General features: G+C 70.8%; 13 protein-coding genes. 8 read left to right on the forward strand and 5 right to left on the reverse strand.

From position 1 onward, the window contains the following. Positions 1-42: 42 nt before the first annotated feature. Positions 43-1776 carry an oxalyl-CoA decarboxylase gene (gene oxc, locus ACWC91_RS30210; protein ID WP_450643913.1) on the reverse strand — a complete coding sequence of 578 codons (1734 nt, stop codon included), beginning with the start codon at positions 1774-1776 and terminating at the stop codon, positions 43-45. Positions 1777-2058: 282 nt separating this feature from the next. On the opposite strand from oxc, the gene ACWC91_RS30215 reads away from it, so the two are divergent. Next, complete coding sequence (locus ACWC91_RS30215) at positions 2059-2427, forward strand: hypothetical protein (RefSeq protein ID WP_281156211.1); 369 nt, start codon at positions 2059-2061, stop codon at positions 2425-2427. 152 nt (positions 2428-2579) lie between these two features. On the opposite strand, the gene ACWC91_RS30220 is transcribed toward ACWC91_RS30215, so the two are convergent. Next, a complete protein-coding gene (locus ACWC91_RS30220; protein WP_225080377.1) occupies positions 2580-2753 on the reverse strand; it encodes a hypothetical protein in 174 nt (57 codons plus the stop codon). 241 nt (positions 2754-2994) lie between these two features. Between ACWC91_RS30220 and ACWC91_RS30225 the strand changes: the two genes are divergently transcribed. Next, positions 2995-3678 (forward strand): GntR family transcriptional regulator, encoded by a 684-nt coding sequence (locus tag ACWC91_RS30225; protein ID WP_225080378.1) that lies wholly within the window; start codon positions 2995-2997, stop codon positions 3676-3678. 118 nt (positions 3679-3796) lie between these two features. Here ACWC91_RS30225 and ACWC91_RS30230 read toward each other — a convergent pair whose 3' ends face one another. Continuing rightward, a complete protein-coding gene (locus ACWC91_RS30230; protein WP_450643914.1) occupies positions 3797-5953 on the reverse strand; it encodes an acetate--CoA ligase family protein in 2157 nt (718 codons plus the stop codon). Between the two features lie 3 nt (positions 5954-5956). After that, complete coding sequence (gene frc, locus ACWC91_RS30235) at positions 5957-7186, reverse strand: formyl-CoA transferase (RefSeq protein ID WP_141364847.1); 1230 nt, start codon at positions 7184-7186, stop codon at positions 5957-5959. A 290-nt stretch (positions 7187-7476) separates the two neighbouring features. On the opposite strand from frc, the gene ACWC91_RS30240 reads away from it, so the two are divergent. The 5 genes from ACWC91_RS30240 (at position 7477) to ACWC91_RS30260 (ending at position 13637) form a co-directional block, all read left to right on the forward strand. Then, positions 7477-8229: an acyl-CoA dehydrogenase family protein gene (locus ACWC91_RS30240; protein ID WP_450643915.1), complete on the forward strand. Its 753-nt coding sequence runs from the start codon at positions 7477-7479 to the stop codon at positions 8227-8229. A 276-nt stretch (positions 8230-8505) separates the two neighbouring features. Beyond that, positions 8506-8976, forward strand: coding sequence for a formate dehydrogenase subunit gamma (locus tag ACWC91_RS30245; protein ID WP_450643916.1), 471 nt, complete (start codon positions 8506-8508; stop codon positions 8974-8976). Positions 8977-8978: 2 nt separating this feature from the next. After that, the gene (locus ACWC91_RS30250) at positions 8979-10586 is read left to right on the forward strand and encodes a formate dehydrogenase beta subunit (protein WP_450643917.1); all 1608 of its coding nucleotides are present in this window, start codon (positions 8979-8981) and stop codon (positions 10584-10586) included. Beyond that, positions 10583-13399, forward strand: a complete 2817-nt coding sequence (gene fdhF, locus ACWC91_RS30255) for a formate dehydrogenase subunit alpha (protein WP_225080383.1) — start codon at positions 10583-10585, stop codon at positions 13397-13399. Before ACWC91_RS30250 ends, fdhF begins: the two co-directional genes overlap by 4 nt. Before the next feature lie 31 nt (positions 13400-13430). Further along, on the forward strand, positions 13431-13637 hold the full coding sequence (locus ACWC91_RS30260; RefSeq protein ID WP_225080384.1) for a formate dehydrogenase subunit delta: 207 nt from the start codon (positions 13431-13433) through the stop codon (positions 13635-13637). 108 nt (positions 13638-13745) lie between these two features. Here the strand turns inward: ACWC91_RS30260 and ACWC91_RS30265 are convergent, their stop codons facing one another. Further along, complete coding sequence (locus tag ACWC91_RS30265) at positions 13746-14762, reverse strand: 2-dehydropantoate 2-reductase (protein WP_225080385.1); 1017 nt, start codon at positions 14760-14762, stop codon at positions 13746-13748. Positions 14763-14950: 188 nt separating this feature from the next. On the opposite strand from ACWC91_RS30265, the gene sucC reads away from it, so the two are divergent. Further along, positions 14951-15906: ADP-forming succinate--CoA ligase subunit beta (sucC, locus tag ACWC91_RS30270; protein WP_450643918.1), on the forward strand; the 956-nt coding region annotated here is incomplete at its 3' end.

A 15906-nucleotide genomic window follows, 5' to 3' on the forward strand; every position in this document is an offset into this window, starting at 1 on the left:
GGCCGCGACGGGACTGTGTGTGCGGGCAGTCGCCGGGTTCGGTCAGCGCTGGACCGTGATGCCCTTCGGGTTGAGGTGGGAGATGTTGCCGCTCTCGGTCCCGTCCGAGGGGTCGATCACGCAGTCGATGAGCGCCGGGGTGCCCGAGGCCAGGGCTTCCCGCAGGGCGGTGGCGACCTCGTCGGGTGTCGTCGCCTGGTAGCCCTTGCCGCCGAACGCCTCGATCATGAGGTCGTGGCGGGCCTTGAGGGCGGTCGGCGCGGGGTCCGCGGAGGTGGAGGCCTCGTCACCGCGGTAGACGCCGCTGTTGTTGAGGACGACGGTGACGATGGGCAGGTTGTAGCGGCAGACGGCCTCGATCTCCATGCCGCTGAACCCGAAGGCGCTGTCGCCCTCGATGGCGACCACGGGGTCTCCGGTCTCGACGGCGGCGGCGATGGCGTAGCCCATGCCGATGCCCATGACGCCCCAGGTACCGCTGTCCAGCCGGTGGCGCGGTATCCGCATGCCGATCGTGTTGCGGGCCAGGTCGAGCGCGTTGGCGCCCTCGTTGACGACGTAGGCACGGGGGTTCTCCGCCAGGACGTCGCGGATCACCTGGAGCGCGCCGAGGAACTTCATCGGGTGTGCGGTCTTCGCGGCGTCGAGGCGCTTGGCCATCTTGGCCGCGTTCTGCGCGGAGCGCGCCGCGAGTTCCTCCCGCCACTTCTGCGCGGCCGGGATCCGGCCGGGCTTGCTCCGCTCGACCAGGGCCTCCATCACCGACGCGACGTCGCCGACGAGCGGGGCCGCGATGGGCTGGTTGCTGTCCATCTCGGTGGCCGCGATGTCCACCTGGATGAACTTGGCCGACGGGTCCCACTGGGGTGCCTCGCCGTGCCCGAGCAGCCAGTTCAGGCGCGCGCCGACGAGCATCACGACGTCCGCCCTGCGCAGGGCCAGTGACCGGGCGGTGGCCGCCGACTGCGGGTGGTCGTCGGGCAGCAGGCCCTTGGCCATCGACATGGGCAGGTAGGGCACGCCGGTCGTCTCGACGAACTCCCGGATCTGCTCGTCCGCCTGCGCGTACGCCGCGCCCTTGCCGAGGACGACCAGAGGCCGCTCCGCGCCGGCGAGCAGGTCGATCGCGCGGTCCACGGCCGCGGGTTCGGGCAGCTGGCGCGGCGCCGGGTCCACGACCTCCCACAGCGACGCGGTCGCCTGCTCCTTGTCGACGACCTCTCCGAGCACCGCGGCCGGGATGTCGAGGTAGACCCCTCCGGGACGCCCGGAGACCGCGGTGCGGATCGCGCGGGCCACCCCGCGGCCGATGTCCTCGGCCCGGTGGACCCGGTAGGCGGCCTTGACGAAGGGCTTCGCCGCCGCCAGCTGGTCCATCTCCTCGTAGTCGCCGCGCTGGAGGTCGACCAGGTGCCGCTCGCTGGATCCGGAGATCTGGACCATGGGGAAGCAGTTCGTGGTGGCGTTGGCGAGGGCCACGAGTCCGTTGAGGAAGCCGGGGGCGGAGACCGTCAGGCAGATGCCCGGCCGCTTCGTGAGGAATCCGGCCGCCGCCGCCGCGTGCCCGGCGTCGCTCTCGTGGCGGAAGCCGATGTAACGCATGCCCGACGCCTGCGCGACGCGCGCCAGGTCGGTGATCGGGATGCCGACGACGCCGTAGACGTTCTTGACGCCGTTGCGCCTGAGCGCTTCGACGACCAGGTGGATCCCGTCGGTGAGAGCGGCCGGACCGTCAGTGTCCCCCAGCCCTGTTTCCGGCAAGGAAGCGTTGGTCATGGTCGGGATCCTCCCTGAATGTCACGAATGGCTTCGGGAATACTGTATTCAGTATCCCCGAGGTTGGATGCGCTAGCAAGGATTCGCGTGGGGCGGTGTTCCCGGTCCGCGTGCCGCGGGGGCCGTCGCGAGGTCGCGAGCCGCGGCGGATCGGACGCCAGTGCGGCGTGTCGCCGCCGCGTTGTCAGTGACATGCTGGAAAATGCCGCGGGAAAGAGAGATCAACATCGCCCGAGCTGGGTAAGTGATCTTCAGTCCCAGCATCGAGGAAGGCCCCCGCTGATGCAGTCCATACCCGGCCCGGCCCGCGCCGTCGTCCTGCACCACCACAGCCGTGCCGGTGCCGCCCTCAGCCCCACGGGTGCTGACCTGCTGCGCATCGTCTCCGACCCGGCCACGCTCGTGTTCCTCACCGTGCACGCGGGCGGACGCCGCAGGTACAGCTACTGGCAGCCGTTCGACCCCCGCACCGGCCGGGGAAGCTGCTACGTCGCGCTGCCCACGGACGTGTGCGACATGCTGCACTCCAGCGGACGGATCACGCTCGGCGAGCCCCTCGTCGACTCCACCAGGACCACCTACCGCGTCGGACTCGCGGACACCCCGGCCGCGCCGCGCCGCCCCCTGCGGACGAGCGTCCTCGCGGCGTGACCGAGGGGGCCGGCGGTATGGGCTGCCGGCCCCCTCGGTCCTGCCGTCGCGTCGGACGGCGTCGTGTCGTGGATCCTGTCCGGTTCATCGCGTCGCGCTCCGTCCGGCGGGCCGGATCCGCGGTGGCGCGCCGCGCCTCCGTGCGCGCGTGCTCAGTGTCCGAGGCCGCTCTTCGGCCGCTCCTTGGCGGCGCGGGCCTTGCCCCGCGCCTCCAGTGCGGCACCCTTGGCCGCCGTGGTCTCGTTGCCGAGCGCGTGCGCCATCTTCCTCACGGCCTTCCCGACCACCTGCTCGGCCGTGGCCCTGGCCTTCTCTCCGGCGCTCATGTCGGTCCTTTCCCTGGCGCTCACCCACCCGCCTGCCCGCGACCCCGGGGCGGAAACCGTCCGTCGCGAGGGTGGGGGCCCGGTGGCGCCGGCGCCGTCCGCGGTCCACGCGGCCCCTGGGTTATGTGAACTGGGTCACAGCCGGTGTGCGTCCTGTGCGGGGCGGTGCGTCGGTAGACTGTAGACGAAAGTCAATCTCACTCCCAGGCTCGGTCGGGCCGCTGATCAGGGGATGGAAGCCATGCTCTCCGCGGGTTTGCCGAGCGGAACCGTGCCGAAGCTGGAGCGGCCGGGACCGCTGCGCGAGCGGGTCTACGAGGCCCTCCTCGAACTCATCATCACCAGGGTGCTCAAGCCCGGTCAGCACTTGATCGAGACCGAGCTCGCCGGGCAGCTCGGCGTCTCCCGCCAGCCCGTGCGTGAGGCGCTCCAGCGGCTCAACACCGAGGGATGGGTCGATCTGCGCCCGGCCCAGGGCGCGTTCGTGCACGAGCCCACCGAGGACGAGGCCGACCAACTGCTCGTCGTACGCGGCCTGTTGGAGGCCGAGGCGGCGCGGCTGGCGGCGGCCGGGGCCGGAGGCGAGGCACCGGCGCGGCTGCGCGAGCTGTGCGAGGAGGGCGAGCGGGCCCTGCGGTCGGACGACGTCGACGCGGTGGTCGCCGCCAACGCCGCCTTCCACGCGTACGTCATGGAACTCGCGGCGAACTCCGTGCTCGCCGAACTGTCCGCTCAGGTGGACCGCCGCATGCGCTGGTTCTACACGCCCATCGCGCGGACCCGCGGCGAGCACTCCTGGCGCGAGCACCGCGAGTTGATCGACGCGATCGAGGCCGGGGACGAGCAGCGCGCCCAGCAGCTGATGCGGGCGCACACGGAGCAGACCCGCGTCACCTACCACGAGCGCGCCGGCTCCGGGGAGTGACAGCGGCACCGCGCGGCGCGGGCCAGGTGCCCGCACCGCCCGGCGGCAACGGTCGGGGGGCGCCACCGCGAAGGTGGCGCCCCCTCAACGTCGGATCAAACCGTGGATCGCCGGGCGGTCACCCGTCGGCCGGAAGCAGTCCGGCGGCCCTGGCCCAGCGGTACTTCGCGCCGAGAGCGGCCACCGGCTGTTCGGTGGTGTAGGGATAGGCGACGACCCCGCGCTCGAACAGGTAGGCGCTGGCCGCCTCCACCTCGGTGTCCCCGGCGAGTGAGGCCACCACCGGCTTGTGGATCCCCTTGGCCCGCGCCTCGGCGACCACCCGCGCGGTCAGTTCGGCGAAGACCATCGGCGGGGTGACGATGGTGTGCCAGTAACCGAGGATCAGGGCGTGCACCCGCGGGTCCGCGAGACCGAGACGGATCGTCGCCTCGTAGGTGGAGGGAGGCTCGCCACCCGTGATGTCGATCGGGTTGCCGGCCGCGCCGAACGGCGGGATGTACCGCATGAACGCCTCGTCGAGGTCGTCCGGGATCTCCATCAGCCTCAGCCCGTTGTCCACGCAGGCGTCGGAGAGCAGCACGCCGGAGCCGCCGGCGCCGGTGATGATGACGACGTTCTCGCCCTGCGGGGTGGGCAGGACGGGCAGCGCCCGCGCGTACTCGAGCATCTCGTTCAGGCCCGGGGCGCGGATCACGCCGGCCTGCCGCAGGATGTCGTCGTACACGGCGTCGTCGCCGGCCAGGGCTCCGGTGTGGGAGCCGGCGGCCTTCGCTCCGGCCGAGGTGCGCCCGGCCTTGAGCACCACGATCGGCTTCTTCGGCACGGTCTCGCGGGCGGCCTCGACGAACGCCCGGCCGTCCTTGAGGTCCTCCAGGTGCATCGCGATGCACTTGGTGTTCGGGTCCTCTCCGAAGTAGGTGAGCAGGTCGTCCTCGTCGATGTCCGACTTGTTGCCGAGGCCCACGATCGCGGAGACGCCGGTCTTGGTGGTGCGGGCGAAGCCGAGGATCGCCATGCCGATGCCACCGGACTGGGAGGTCAGCGCCACCGGGCCCTTGACGTCGTACGGGGTGCAGAACGTGGCGCACAGATCCTGCCACGGCGAGTAGTAGCCGTAGATGTTCGGTCCCAGCAGCCGTACGCCGTGCTCCCGGGCGATGGCGACGATCCGGTCCTGGAGTTCGTGCTCGCCGGTCTCGGCGAATCCGGACGGGATCAGTACGGCGTTGGGTATGCCCTTGGCGCCGACCTCCTCCAGCGCGGTGGGCACGAACTTCGCCGGGATCGCGAAGACGGCCACATCCACCTCGCCCGGGATGTCCAGGACGGACGCGTGCGCCTTGCGACCCTCGATCTCGTCGGCCTTCGGGTTGACCGGGTGGATGTCGCCCGCGAACCCGCCGTCGATGAGGTTGCGCATCACCGAGTTGCCGATCTTGCCGGCCTCGGAGGAGGCGCCGATCACCGCCACCGACCGGGGCTGCATCAGCCGTGTCATCGCCGTCAGGATCTCCTCACGGCTGTACTTCGGCCGCGGGGCCGGCGCGTTCTCGGCGAGGATCACGCGGATGTCGGCCGCGAGCGCGCCCTCGGGCGTGGCGATCACCGGGTTGAGGTCCACCTCGGCGATCTCCGGGAAGTCCGTGACGAGTTGGGAGACCCTGCGGATCTGCTCGGCCAGCGCCTCGCGGTCCACCGCGGCCGCGCCGCGCACGCCGCGCAGGATCTCGGCCGCCCCGATCGAATCCAGCATGGAGGCCGCCTCGTCCTCGGCGACCGGCGCCAGCCGGAAGGTCACGTCCTTGAGGACCTCGACCAGCACCCCGCCCAGACCGAAGGCGACGACCTTGCCGAAGGTGGGGTCGGTGACCGCCCCGATGATGACCTCCTGGCCCGGCGGCAGCATCTGCTGCACCTGCACGCCGGTGATCCGGGCCTCGGGGTCGTACTCCTTGGCGTTGCCGATGATCCGGTCGAACGCCGCACGCACCTCTTCCGCCGTGTGCAGACCGACGACCACCCCGCCGGCGTCGGTCTTGTGCAGGATGTCGGGGGAGACGATCTTCAGGACGACCGGCCCGTCGAAGGCGTCGGCGTGGGCCACCGCCTCGTCCGCGTCGCGCGCCAGGGCCTCGCCGGGGGTGGCGATGCCGTACGCTTCGGCGATCCGCTTGCCTTCGGGCGCGGTCAGGGCGCTGCGGCCCTCGGCGCGCACGGTGGCGAGCACCCTCGCCACGGTGTCGCGGTCGGCTGAGGCATGGTTCAGGGGCATCGCTCAGATCACTCCGTTCGTCTTGAGGAGCTTCAGTTCCTCGTCGTCGAGGCCCAGTTCGCCCGCGTAGACCTCTTCGTTGTGCTCGCCGAGCAGCGGGGAGCTGGTGATGGTCACGGGGGAGTCGGACAGCTTCAGGGGCGAGCCGACGGTCTTGAAGGTGCCGCGCTCGGGGTGCTCGACCGGGACGATCATCTCGTTGGCGGCCAGCGACCGGTCCTCGATGATCTCCTTGGTGGACAGGATCGGGCCGCAGGGGATGCCGTGGGAGTTGAGGGCCTCCAGCACCTCCCACTTGGGCAGGGTGCTGCTCCACTCCTCGATCAGCTGGAACATCTTGTCCAGCTTGGGCAGCCGGGCCTCGGGGGTGGCCCAGTCGGGGTCCTCGGCCAGTTCCGGGCGGTTGATCAGCTCGGTGATGGGCTTCCAGCCGGGCGGCTGCACCACGATGTACACGTAGTCGTTGGGGCCTCCCGGCGCGCACTTGACCGCCCAGCCGGGCTGGCCGCCGCCGGAGGCGTTCCCCGAGCGCGGCACCTCCTCGCCGAAGTCCTCGTTCGGGTACTCGGCGAGCGGGCCGTGCGTCAGGCGCTGCTGGTCGCGCAGCTTCACCCGGCAGAGGTTGAGCACCGCGTGCTGCATGGCCACGTTGACCCGCTGGCCGCGCCCGGTGCGCTCGCGCTGGAAGAGCGCCGCGAGGATGCCGGCGACGAGGTGGACCCCGGTCCCCGAGTCGCCTATCTGCGCGCCGGTGGCCGTCGGCGGGCCGTCCTCGAAGCCCGTGGTCGCCATCGAGCCGCCCATGGCCTGCGCGACGACCTCGTACGCCTTGAAGGTGGTGTACGGGCCTTCGCCGAACCCCTTGATGGAGGCGTACACGATCCGCGGGTTGATCTCCTGGATGCGGTCCCAGGTGAAGCCCATGCGGTCGACGGCGCCCGGTCCGAAGTTCTCGACCATGACGTCGGAGCGCCGGATCAGCTCGGTGAGCAGTTCCTTGCCGCGTTCGGTCTTGGTGTTGAGGGTGATGCTCCTCTTGTTGCAGTTGAGCATCGTGAAGTAGAGGGAGTCGGCGTCGGGGAGGTCCCGCAGCTGCCTGCGGGTGATGTCGCCGGTCGGCGCCTCCAGCTTGACGACGTCCGCACCGAGCCAGGCGAGCAACTGGGTGGCGGAGGGGCCTGACTGGACGTGTGTCATGTCGAGGACGCGCACGCCCTCAAGAGCCCTGGTCATGGGGATCACCTCACTTGTACACGGTTTGGTGCGTCTGGCCGTACGGGAGTCGCCGAGCCCTCCCCTCCTGAATGCCGGCGTTCTGCACACGGACGGCCTGAATCAGACGCGTCCTGCATACAGGCAACGAATACTGTATGCAATCATCGGCCGACCGGACGCCGGCTGTCCAGTCGCCTGCAGCGATTTTGCTCGGTCGGTGGATTCGTGCGCTCAGGGGTGGTCGGCGCTCCGGGTGGAGAGCATACTGTATGCAATCCGCGTCGGAAGTGACTTCAAGGGGCCGCCCCATGTCGTACCGCACCGCTCTCTCCCACGCCGTGAGCAGCGTCATCGAGCCCGGGGCCGAACGGGTCCGCACGCACGGCGTGTTCCCCCGGGCCTCGGTCGCCGCGCTGGGGCACTCCGGACTGCTGGCGCTCACCGTCTCCGACGATCTCGGCGGCCAGGGGCTCGGTCTGGCGGAGGCCGCCGAGGTGGTGGCCGAGGTGTCCCGGGCCTGCCCGGCCACCGGTGCCGTGCTCAGGTCCCACTACGCCGCCGTCGCGGTCATCGAGGCCCACGGCATCCACTGGGTGCGCCGGAAGATCGCCACCGGGCACCACCTGAGCACCCTCGCCCTGGCGGAGGCCGTCGAGTCCGGTGAGCACGGCGCGCCGCCCGGTCCGCCCTCGACGGCGACGCGCACGGGCGACGTGGTGGCGCTGCGCGCCCGGAAGCACAACGTGGTCGGGGCGGGGGAGGCCGACAGCTACGTGTGGTCCTCCCGGCCGGCCGACGGGCGCGACGGGCTGACGCTCTGGCTGGTGCCGGCCGACGCCCAAGGGCTGTTCGTGCCCGCACGGCCGGACGGGGAGGGCCCGCGCGGCAGCGCGTCGTCCACCGTCCGAGCCGACCCCGTCCTGGTGCCGGCGGGCGCGATGCTCGGGCCGAGCGGCGGCGGGATCAGCACCGTGCTGGACGCGGTGCTGCCGTGGCTGGCGGCACTGCCGGCCCCGGGTGCGGCGGTCGCCCGGCCGGTCGCGGCAGAGGTGCGTGTGTAGCCGCCGCCTCACGGTGTCGTGGAGCCTGGAACGGCACGCTCCATGAGTCTGAACACTGTATACAAACTGCAAGCAGGCGATTATGCTGCGGGAGCGTTGTCCGTGCACCGACCAGGTCGGCGGAAGCGGCTGTGCCGCTGGTCACCGCCTCTGCGCATCCGCAGACGAGGGGCAAGGGTTCATGTGTTCGCGAAACCAAACTCGTACGACAGCGGCGAGGGCCTCGCGCTCGACCTCCGCGCATGCCGGTGACTGGGGGCGATCATGACCGCAAGCGTGAGTGACGTACCGGTGCGAGCCGCGATCAGCGCGATCGTGGCCGCCCATCGCGGCCAACGCGGCGCGCTGCTGCCGATACTGCACGCCATCCAGTCGGAACTCGGCCATGTGCCGCAGGAGTGCGTCGCGCAGCTCGCCGACGAACTCAACCTGTCCCGGGCGGACGTGCACGGGGTGGTCTCCTTCTACCACGACTTCCGCCGCGAACCGGCGGGCCGCACCACCGTGCGCATCTGCCGGGCCGAAGCCTGTCAGGCCCTCGGCGCGGACGCCCTGGTGGCCTGTGCCCGCGACCGGGTCGGCCTCGCACCGGGGGAGACGGCGGCAGACGGCTCGGTCACCGTGGAACAGGTCTTCTGCCTCGGCAACTGCGCGCTGGGGCCGTCCATCCAGGTGAACGACGCCCTGTACGGGCGAGTGGGCGTGGACCGTCTGCGCTCGATCCTCGACGAGGCGGTGTCGCCGTGACCATGGCTTCCAACTCTCCGGTGACGGTGTACGTCCCCCGCGACTCGGCGGCACGGTCCGTGGGAGCCGACGCGGTCGCGGACGCCCTCCGACAGGCCGCCGCCGGCCAGGACCGGCCGGTCGAAGTGGTGCGCAACGGCTCCCGCGGCATGCTCTGGCTGGAGCCGCTCGTCGAGGTGGTGACACCCGTCGGCCGGATCGGCTACGGACCGGTGGCCCCGTCGGACGTGGAGGGCCTGCTCGCCGCGGGCCTCCTCGACGGCGGGGACCATCCGCTGCGGCGCGGCGTCGTGGACGAACTGCCCTGGCTGGCCCGGCAGAAGCGGGTCACGTTCGCCAGGATCGGGATCACCGACCCCCTCTGCACCGAGGACTACCTGCGGCACGGCGGCCTCGCCGGGCTGCGTCGCGCGCTGGGGCTGCCGCGCGCCGAGGTGATCGCCGAGGTCACCGAGTCCGGCCTGCGCGGCCGGGGCGGCGCGGGATTCCCGGCCGGCGTCAAGTGGAAGACCGTCTCCGAGTGCTCCGACGAGCTGAAGTTCGTCTGCTGCAACGCCGACGAGGGCGACAGCGGGACCTTCGCGGACCGCATGGTCATGGAGGGCGACCCGTTCATGCTGATCGAGGGCATGACGATCGCCGCGCACGCGGTCGGGGCACGTGAGGGCTACGTCTACATCCGCTCGGAATACCCCGACGCCGTGGCCACGATGCGCGCCGCGATCGGGATCGCGCGCGGGAACAACTGGCTCGGAGAGCGGATCCTCGGCTCCGACCTCACCTTCGACCTGCACGTCCGGGTCGGCGCCGGCGCGTACATCTGCGGCGAGGAGACCTCCATGCTGGAGAGCCTGGAGGGCAAGCGGGGCATGGTCCGCTCCAAGCCGCCCATCCCCGCGCTGGAGGGACTCTTCGGCAAGCCGACCGTGGTCAACAACGTCCTCACCCTCGCCACCGTGCCGGTGATCATGGCGCGCGGCGCGCAGGCCTACCAGGAACTCGGCGTGCAGCGCTCGCGCGGCACCCAGGTCTTCCAGCTCGGCGGCAACATCGCGCGCGGTGGCATCGTGGAGACGGCGTTCGGCGTGACCCTGCGCGAGCTGGTCGAGGACTACGGCGGCGGCACCCTCTCCGGACGCCCGGTGCGCACGGTGCAGGTCGGCGGCCCACTGGGCGCCTACCTGCCCGCCTCGATGTTCGACCTGCCGATGGACTACGAGGCGTTCGCCGAGGCCGGCGCGATGCTCGGCCACGGCGGCGTCGTGGTCTTCGACGACACCGTGGACATGGCCGCGCAGGCCCGCTTCGCGATGGAGTTCTGCGCCGCCGAGTCGTGCGGCAAGTGCACGCCCTGCCGCGTCGGTTCGGTACGGGGGGTCGAGGTGATCGACCGGATCGTGGCGGGCGAGGACCGCGACGGCAACCTCGCCCTGCTCGAAGACCTCTGCGAGCTGATGACCGACGGTTCGCTGTGCGCCATGGGCGGGTTGACGCCGATGCCGGTGCGCAGCGCCATCACACACTTCTCTGACGACTTCCTCGCCCGCGACGCACACGCGGCGGCGCGCACCACGCGGACGAGCGGCGCGAGGACGGAGGACACGGCATGACCCTTCTCAAGGAACCCGACTTCGGAACCCCCGACAGGCCCGGGGAGCCGACCGTGTCGGTCGAAGTGGACGGACTGCCCGTCACGGTCCCCGAGGGCACGTCGGTGATGCGCGCGGCGGCGCTCGCCGGCATCGACATACCCAAGCTGTGCGCCACCGACAGCCTCGACGCGTTCGGATCCTGCCGGCTCTGTGTCGTGGAGATCGACGGCCGCAGGGGCACCCCGGCGTCCTGCACCACGCCGGTCGCCGACGGCATGCGGGTGCGCACCCAGACGCCCAAGGTGGAGAAGCTGCGCCAGGGCGTCATGGAGCTGTACATCTCCGACCACCCGCTGGACTGCCTGACCTGCCCGGCCAACGGCGACTGCGAGTTGCAGGACATGGCCGGCGTCGTCGGGCTGCGCCAGGTCCGGTACGGGTACGAGGGCGAGAACCACCTGGACGCCGAGGCCGACCGGAGCAACCCGTACTTCGACTTCGACCCGTCCAAGTGCATCGTCTGCTCCCGCTGCGTGCGGGCCTGCGGCGAGGTGCAGGGCACCTTCGCGCTGACCATCGAGGGCCGCGGCTTCGACTCCAAGGTCTCGCCCGGCGCGGGCGAGCTGTTCATGGACTCCGAGTGCGTCTCGTGCGGGGCGTGCGTCCAGGCCTGCCCGACGTCGACGCTCCAGGAGCGGTCGGTCGTCGAACTCGGCATGCCGACCCGCTCGGTCGTCACGACCTGCGCGTACTGCGGCGTCGGCTGCTCGTTCAAGGCAGAGCTGCGCGGTGACGAACTGGTCCGGATGGTGCCCTACAAGGACGGCGGGGCGAACGAGGGGCACTCCTGTGTGAAGGGCCGTTTCGCCTTCGGCTACGCGACCCACCCCGACCGGATCCTCAAGCCCATGGTCCGGGAGAGGATCACCGACCCGTGGCGCGAGGTCGAGTGGGACGAGGCCATCCGCACGGTCGCCCGGGGGATGCGCTCCATCCAGGAGCGCCACGGCTCCGGCGCGATCGGCGCCATCACCTCCTCGCGCTGCACCAACGAGGAGGTCTACGTCGTCCAGAAGATGGTGCGCGCGGCCTTCGGCAACAACAACGTCGACACCTGCGCCCGGGTCTGCCACTCCCCGACGGGATACGGACTGAAGCAGACCTTCGGCGAGTCGGCCGGCACACAGGACTTCCGCTCGGTGGCCCAGGCCGACGTGATCGTGGTGATCGGCGCCAACCCCACCGACGGCCATCCGGTCTTCGCCTCGCGGATGAAGCGCCGACTGCGCGAGGGCGCCCAACTCGTCGTGATCGACCCGCGCCGCATCGACCTGGTGCGCTCGCCGCACATCGAGGCGGCACACCACCTCCAGCTCACCCCGAGCACCAACGTCGCCGTCATCAACGCCATGGCGCACGTGGTGGTCACCGAGGACCTGGTCGACAAGTCCTTCGTGGCGGACCGCTGCGAAGGGTTCGACGAGTGGGCGGAGTTCGTCTCCCGCCCGGAGAACAGCCCGGAGGCCACCGAGTCCATCACCGGTGTGCCCTCCGAGGAGCTGAGGGCCGCCGCCCGGCTGTACGCGCGGGCGCCCAACGGGGCCATCTACTACGGGCTCGGCGTCACCGAGCACAGCCAGGGCTCCACCATGGTCATGGGGATGGCGAACCTGGCGATGGCGTGCGGCAACATCGGCCGCGACGGCGTCGGCGTCAACCCGCTGCGCGGGCAGAACAACGTGCAGGGCTCGTGCGACATGGGTTCCTTCCCGCACGAGTTCACCGGCTACCGCCATGTCTCCGACGACGCGGTCCGCACCGTCTTCGAGGACCTGTGGGGCCGCACGATCCTCGCCGAGCCCGGACTGCGGATCCCCAACATGTTCGACGCGGCGATCGACGGCTCCTTCCGCGGTCTGTTCGTGCACGGCGAGGACATCGCCCAGTCCGACCCGAACCTCAAGCACGTCACCGCCGCGCTCGAGGCCATGGAGCTCGTCGTGGTGCAGGACCTCTTCCTCAACGAGACGGCCAAGTTCGCCCATGTCTTCCTGCCGGGCGCCTCGTTCCTGGAGAAGGACGGCACGTTCACCAACGCCGAACGCCGGGTCAACCGGGTGCGCGCGGTGATGAAGCCGAAGACCGGCAAGCACGAGTGGCAGATCGTCTGCGAGATCGCCGCCGCCATGGGCTACCCCATGGAGTACGACCACCCGGGCCGGATCATGGACGAGATCGCCCAGGTCACTCCGACCTTCCGCGGTATCTCCTACGCCTCCCTGGACAAGCTCGGCAGCATCCAGTGGCCGTGCAACGAGGAGGCGCCGGAGGGCACGCCGACCATGCACGTGGACGAATTCGTCCGCGGCAAGGGGAAGTTCGTGGTCACTACCTATCTGCCGACCAACGAACGGACCACCTCCCGCTTCCCGCTCGTCCTGACCACGGGGCGCATCCTGAGCCAGTACAACGTCGGGGCGCAGACCCGCCGTACCGGGAACGTGGCCTGGCACCCCGAGGACCTGCTGGAACTGCACCCGCACGACGCCGAGGTGCGTGGCATCGGCGACGGCGACATGGTGACGCTGACCAGCCGCGTCGGGGAGACGACCCTGCGGGCGCGGGTGTCCGACCGGATGCCGCCGGGGGTCGTCTACACGACCTTCCACCATCCGGTGACCGGCGCCAACGTGGTGACCACGGAGAACTCGGACTGGGCGACCAACTGCCCGGAGTACAAGGTGACCGCCGTGCAGGTCGGACTCGCCCACCCGATCGCCGGGCGCGCCGCCGACCGGGTCCGGGACGACCGGCACGCGGTGGTGGACTGAGATGGCGGGCGCCGTGCCACCGGAACAGCGGATGGCGAACGACATCGCCGCGGCCTTCGGGCATCTGCCGGACGAGCAGGCCGCCGAGGCGGTCGCGGGACACATCCAGCGGTTCTGGGACCCGAGGATGCGCGCGAGGCTGGCCGAGTTCGTCGACGGGGGAGCGGAGGGACTGTCCCCCGTGATCGTCGCCGCGCTGAGGCCGGCCGGACGGACGGACGGGAACGCCGGCGACTGACCGGTCCGTTCCCCGCACCACCGCCTCATCTCCCCTCGTGGCGACGGGGAGATGAGGCGGTGGTCCGTGCGCGGCGCCGCGGGACGGAGCCGGTGACGGCGGCCCGGCTCAGGCGGGTACGGCTCCCGGAGTGGCGCCGTTCCGTGCGGGGCTGCCCTGTGTACCGCACTGTGCCAGCAGGTCGGTGGCCGCGTGGACGGCGCGCAGCGTGGGCGCCTCCGCGCCGGTGATGTCGGCGAGTTCCACCACCGCCGTCACGATGGCGTCGAGTTCGAGCGGTTTGCCGGCCTCCAGGTCCTGGAGCATCGAGGTCTTGTGGTGCCCGACCCCCTCGGCGCCGCGCAGCCGCTTCTCGATCGATATGTCCGGCGTGCTGCCCACCCGTGCCGCGATGTCGAGGGTCTCCTCCATCAACTGGACGACCAGTCGCCGGGTTTGGGTGTGTCGGCAGATCTCGGCCATCGTCGCCCTGGTGAGCGCGCTGAGCGGGTTGAACACGACGTTGCCCATCAGCTTGATCCAGATGTCGTCGCGCAGGTTCGGCTCGACCGGGGCCTTCAGCCCGCCGGCGATCAGGGCCTGGCTCAACGCCGTGCAGCGCTCGGAGACTTGGCCGCCGGGCTCGCCGAGGGAGAACCGGGTGCCCTCCAGATGCCGGATCACTCCGGGGGATTCGACGACGGTCGCCGGATAGACGACGCAGCCGATGGCCCTCTCCGGCGGCAGGACGGCACTGGTGGCGCCGTCCGGGTCGACCGCCTCCACCCGCCGGCCCTCGTAGGGCCCGGCGAGCTGGTGGAAGTACCACCACGGAATGCCGTTCTGACCGGCCACGACGGCCGTGTGGTCGGCGAGCAGAGGCTTGATGAGCCGCCCGCACGACGGGTAGGAGTGGGCCTTCAGCCCGAGGAAGACGTAGTCGACCGGACCGATCTCGGCCGGGTCGTCCGTGGCGTGCGGCCGGGCGACGAAGTCACCTCGGGGGCTCAGCACCCGTACCCCGTCGGCCCGCATGGCCCGCAGATGATCACCGCGGGCGATCAGATGCACCTCGGCACCGCCCCGGTGCAGAGCCGCCCCGACGTACGCACCGATCGCACCGGCTCCGAGGACTGCGATCTTCACGATGGACTCCTCTCAGTAGGAGACTGGATACTGTATGCAATATCGTCGCATGGTGTCCATAGTTCGAGCGGGGCGACGGGGCGGCGGGGCGGGAAGTCTCACGCTCAGCTATTGCATACAGTATTCAGTTGACTTTATGCTCGCAGTGCCGCCGACGCTTCCGTGAGCGGCTTTGGGAGGCCACGTCAATGGACCTGTTCGAGTACCAAGCACGAGATCTCTTCGCCAAGCACGGTGTGCCGGTACCGGCCGGCGAGGTCGTCGACACGCCCGAGGCCGCACGCGCGGCGGCCGAGCGCCTGGGTGGCCGGGCGGTCGTCAAGGCTCAGGTGAAGGTCGGTGGCCGCGGCAAGGCCGGTGGTGTCAAGCCGGCCGCCACCCCGGACGAGGCCGTCGCCCGCGCGACGGACATCCTCGGCATGGACATCAAGGGCCACACGGTCCAGAAGGTGATGCTGGCCCCCGCGGCCGACATCCGGGACGAGTACTACGTCTCGTTCCTCCTCGACCGCACCCACCGCACCTTCCTGGCCATGGCCTCCGTCGAGGGCGGCATGGACATCGAGGAGGTCGCCGCGACCAAGCCCGCGGCCCTGGCGAAGGTCCCGGTGGACGCGAACGAGGGCGTGACGGAGAAGAAGGCCCGCGAGATCGTCGAGAAGGCCGCCTTCCCGGCCGACGTCGCCGGCCAGGTGGCCGAGGTCCTGCGGCTGCTGTGGCAGGCCTTCGTCGCCTCCGACGCGCTGCTGGTCGAGGTCAATCCGCTGGTCAGGTCCGGCGAGGGCGAGATCGTCGCCCTCGACGGGAAGGTGTCGCTGGACGACAACGCGGAGTTCCGTCACCCCGAGTTCGAGGAGCTTCACGACAAGGCTGCCGCCAACCCGCTGGAGGCGGCTGCCAAGGAGAAGAACCTCAACTACGTCAAGCTCGACGGTGAGGTCGGCATCATCGGCAACGGCGCGGGTCTGGTCATGTCGACCCTGGACGTCGTCGCGTACGCCGGTGAGGCCCACAAGGGCGTCAAGCCGGCCAACTTCCTCGACATCGGTGGCGGCGCCTCCGCCGAGGTGATGGCGAACGGCCTGGAGATCATCCTGGGCGACCCGGACGTGAAGTCCGTGTTCGTCAACGTCTTCGGCGGCAT

This window comes from Streptomyces sp. NPDC001204 (assembly GCF_053598035.1).

Excerpts from the sequence above, each read along its gene's own strand:
- ACWC91_RS30240 (WP_450643915.1), top strand. The coding sequence starts at position 7,477 with ATGTCGTACCGCACCGCTCTCTCCCACGCCGTGAGCAGCGTCATCGAG.
- frc (WP_141364847.1), bottom strand. The coding sequence starts at position 7,186 with ATGACCAGGGCTCTTGAGGGCGTGCGCGTCCTCGACATGACACACGTC.
- fdhF (WP_225080383.1), top strand. The coding sequence starts at position 10,583 with ATGACCCTTCTCAAGGAACCCGACTTCGGAACCCCCGACAGGCCCGGG.
- ACWC91_RS30220 (WP_225080377.1), bottom strand. The coding sequence starts at position 2,753 with ATGAGCGCCGGAGAGAAGGCCAGGGCCACGGCCGAGCAGGTGGTCGGG.
- ACWC91_RS30260 (WP_225080384.1), top strand. The coding sequence starts at position 13,431 with ATGGCGAACGACATCGCCGCGGCCTTCGGGCATCTGCCGGACGAGCAG.
- ACWC91_RS30250 (WP_450643917.1), top strand. The coding sequence starts at position 8,979 with ATGGCTTCCAACTCTCCGGTGACGGTGTACGTCCCCCGCGACTCGGCG.
- ACWC91_RS30215 (WP_281156211.1), top strand. The coding sequence starts at position 2,059 with ATGCAGTCCATACCCGGCCCGGCCCGCGCCGTCGTCCTGCACCACCAC.
- ACWC91_RS30230 (WP_450643914.1), bottom strand. The coding sequence starts at position 5,953 with ATGCCCCTGAACCATGCCTCAGCCGACCGCGACACCGTGGCGAGGGTG.
- ACWC91_RS30225 (WP_225080378.1), top strand. The coding sequence starts at position 2,995 with ATGCTCTCCGCGGGTTTGCCGAGCGGAACCGTGCCGAAGCTGGAGCGG.
- oxc (WP_450643913.1), bottom strand. The coding sequence starts at position 1,776 with ATGACCAACGCTTCCTTGCCGGAAACAGGGCTGGGGGACACTGACGGT.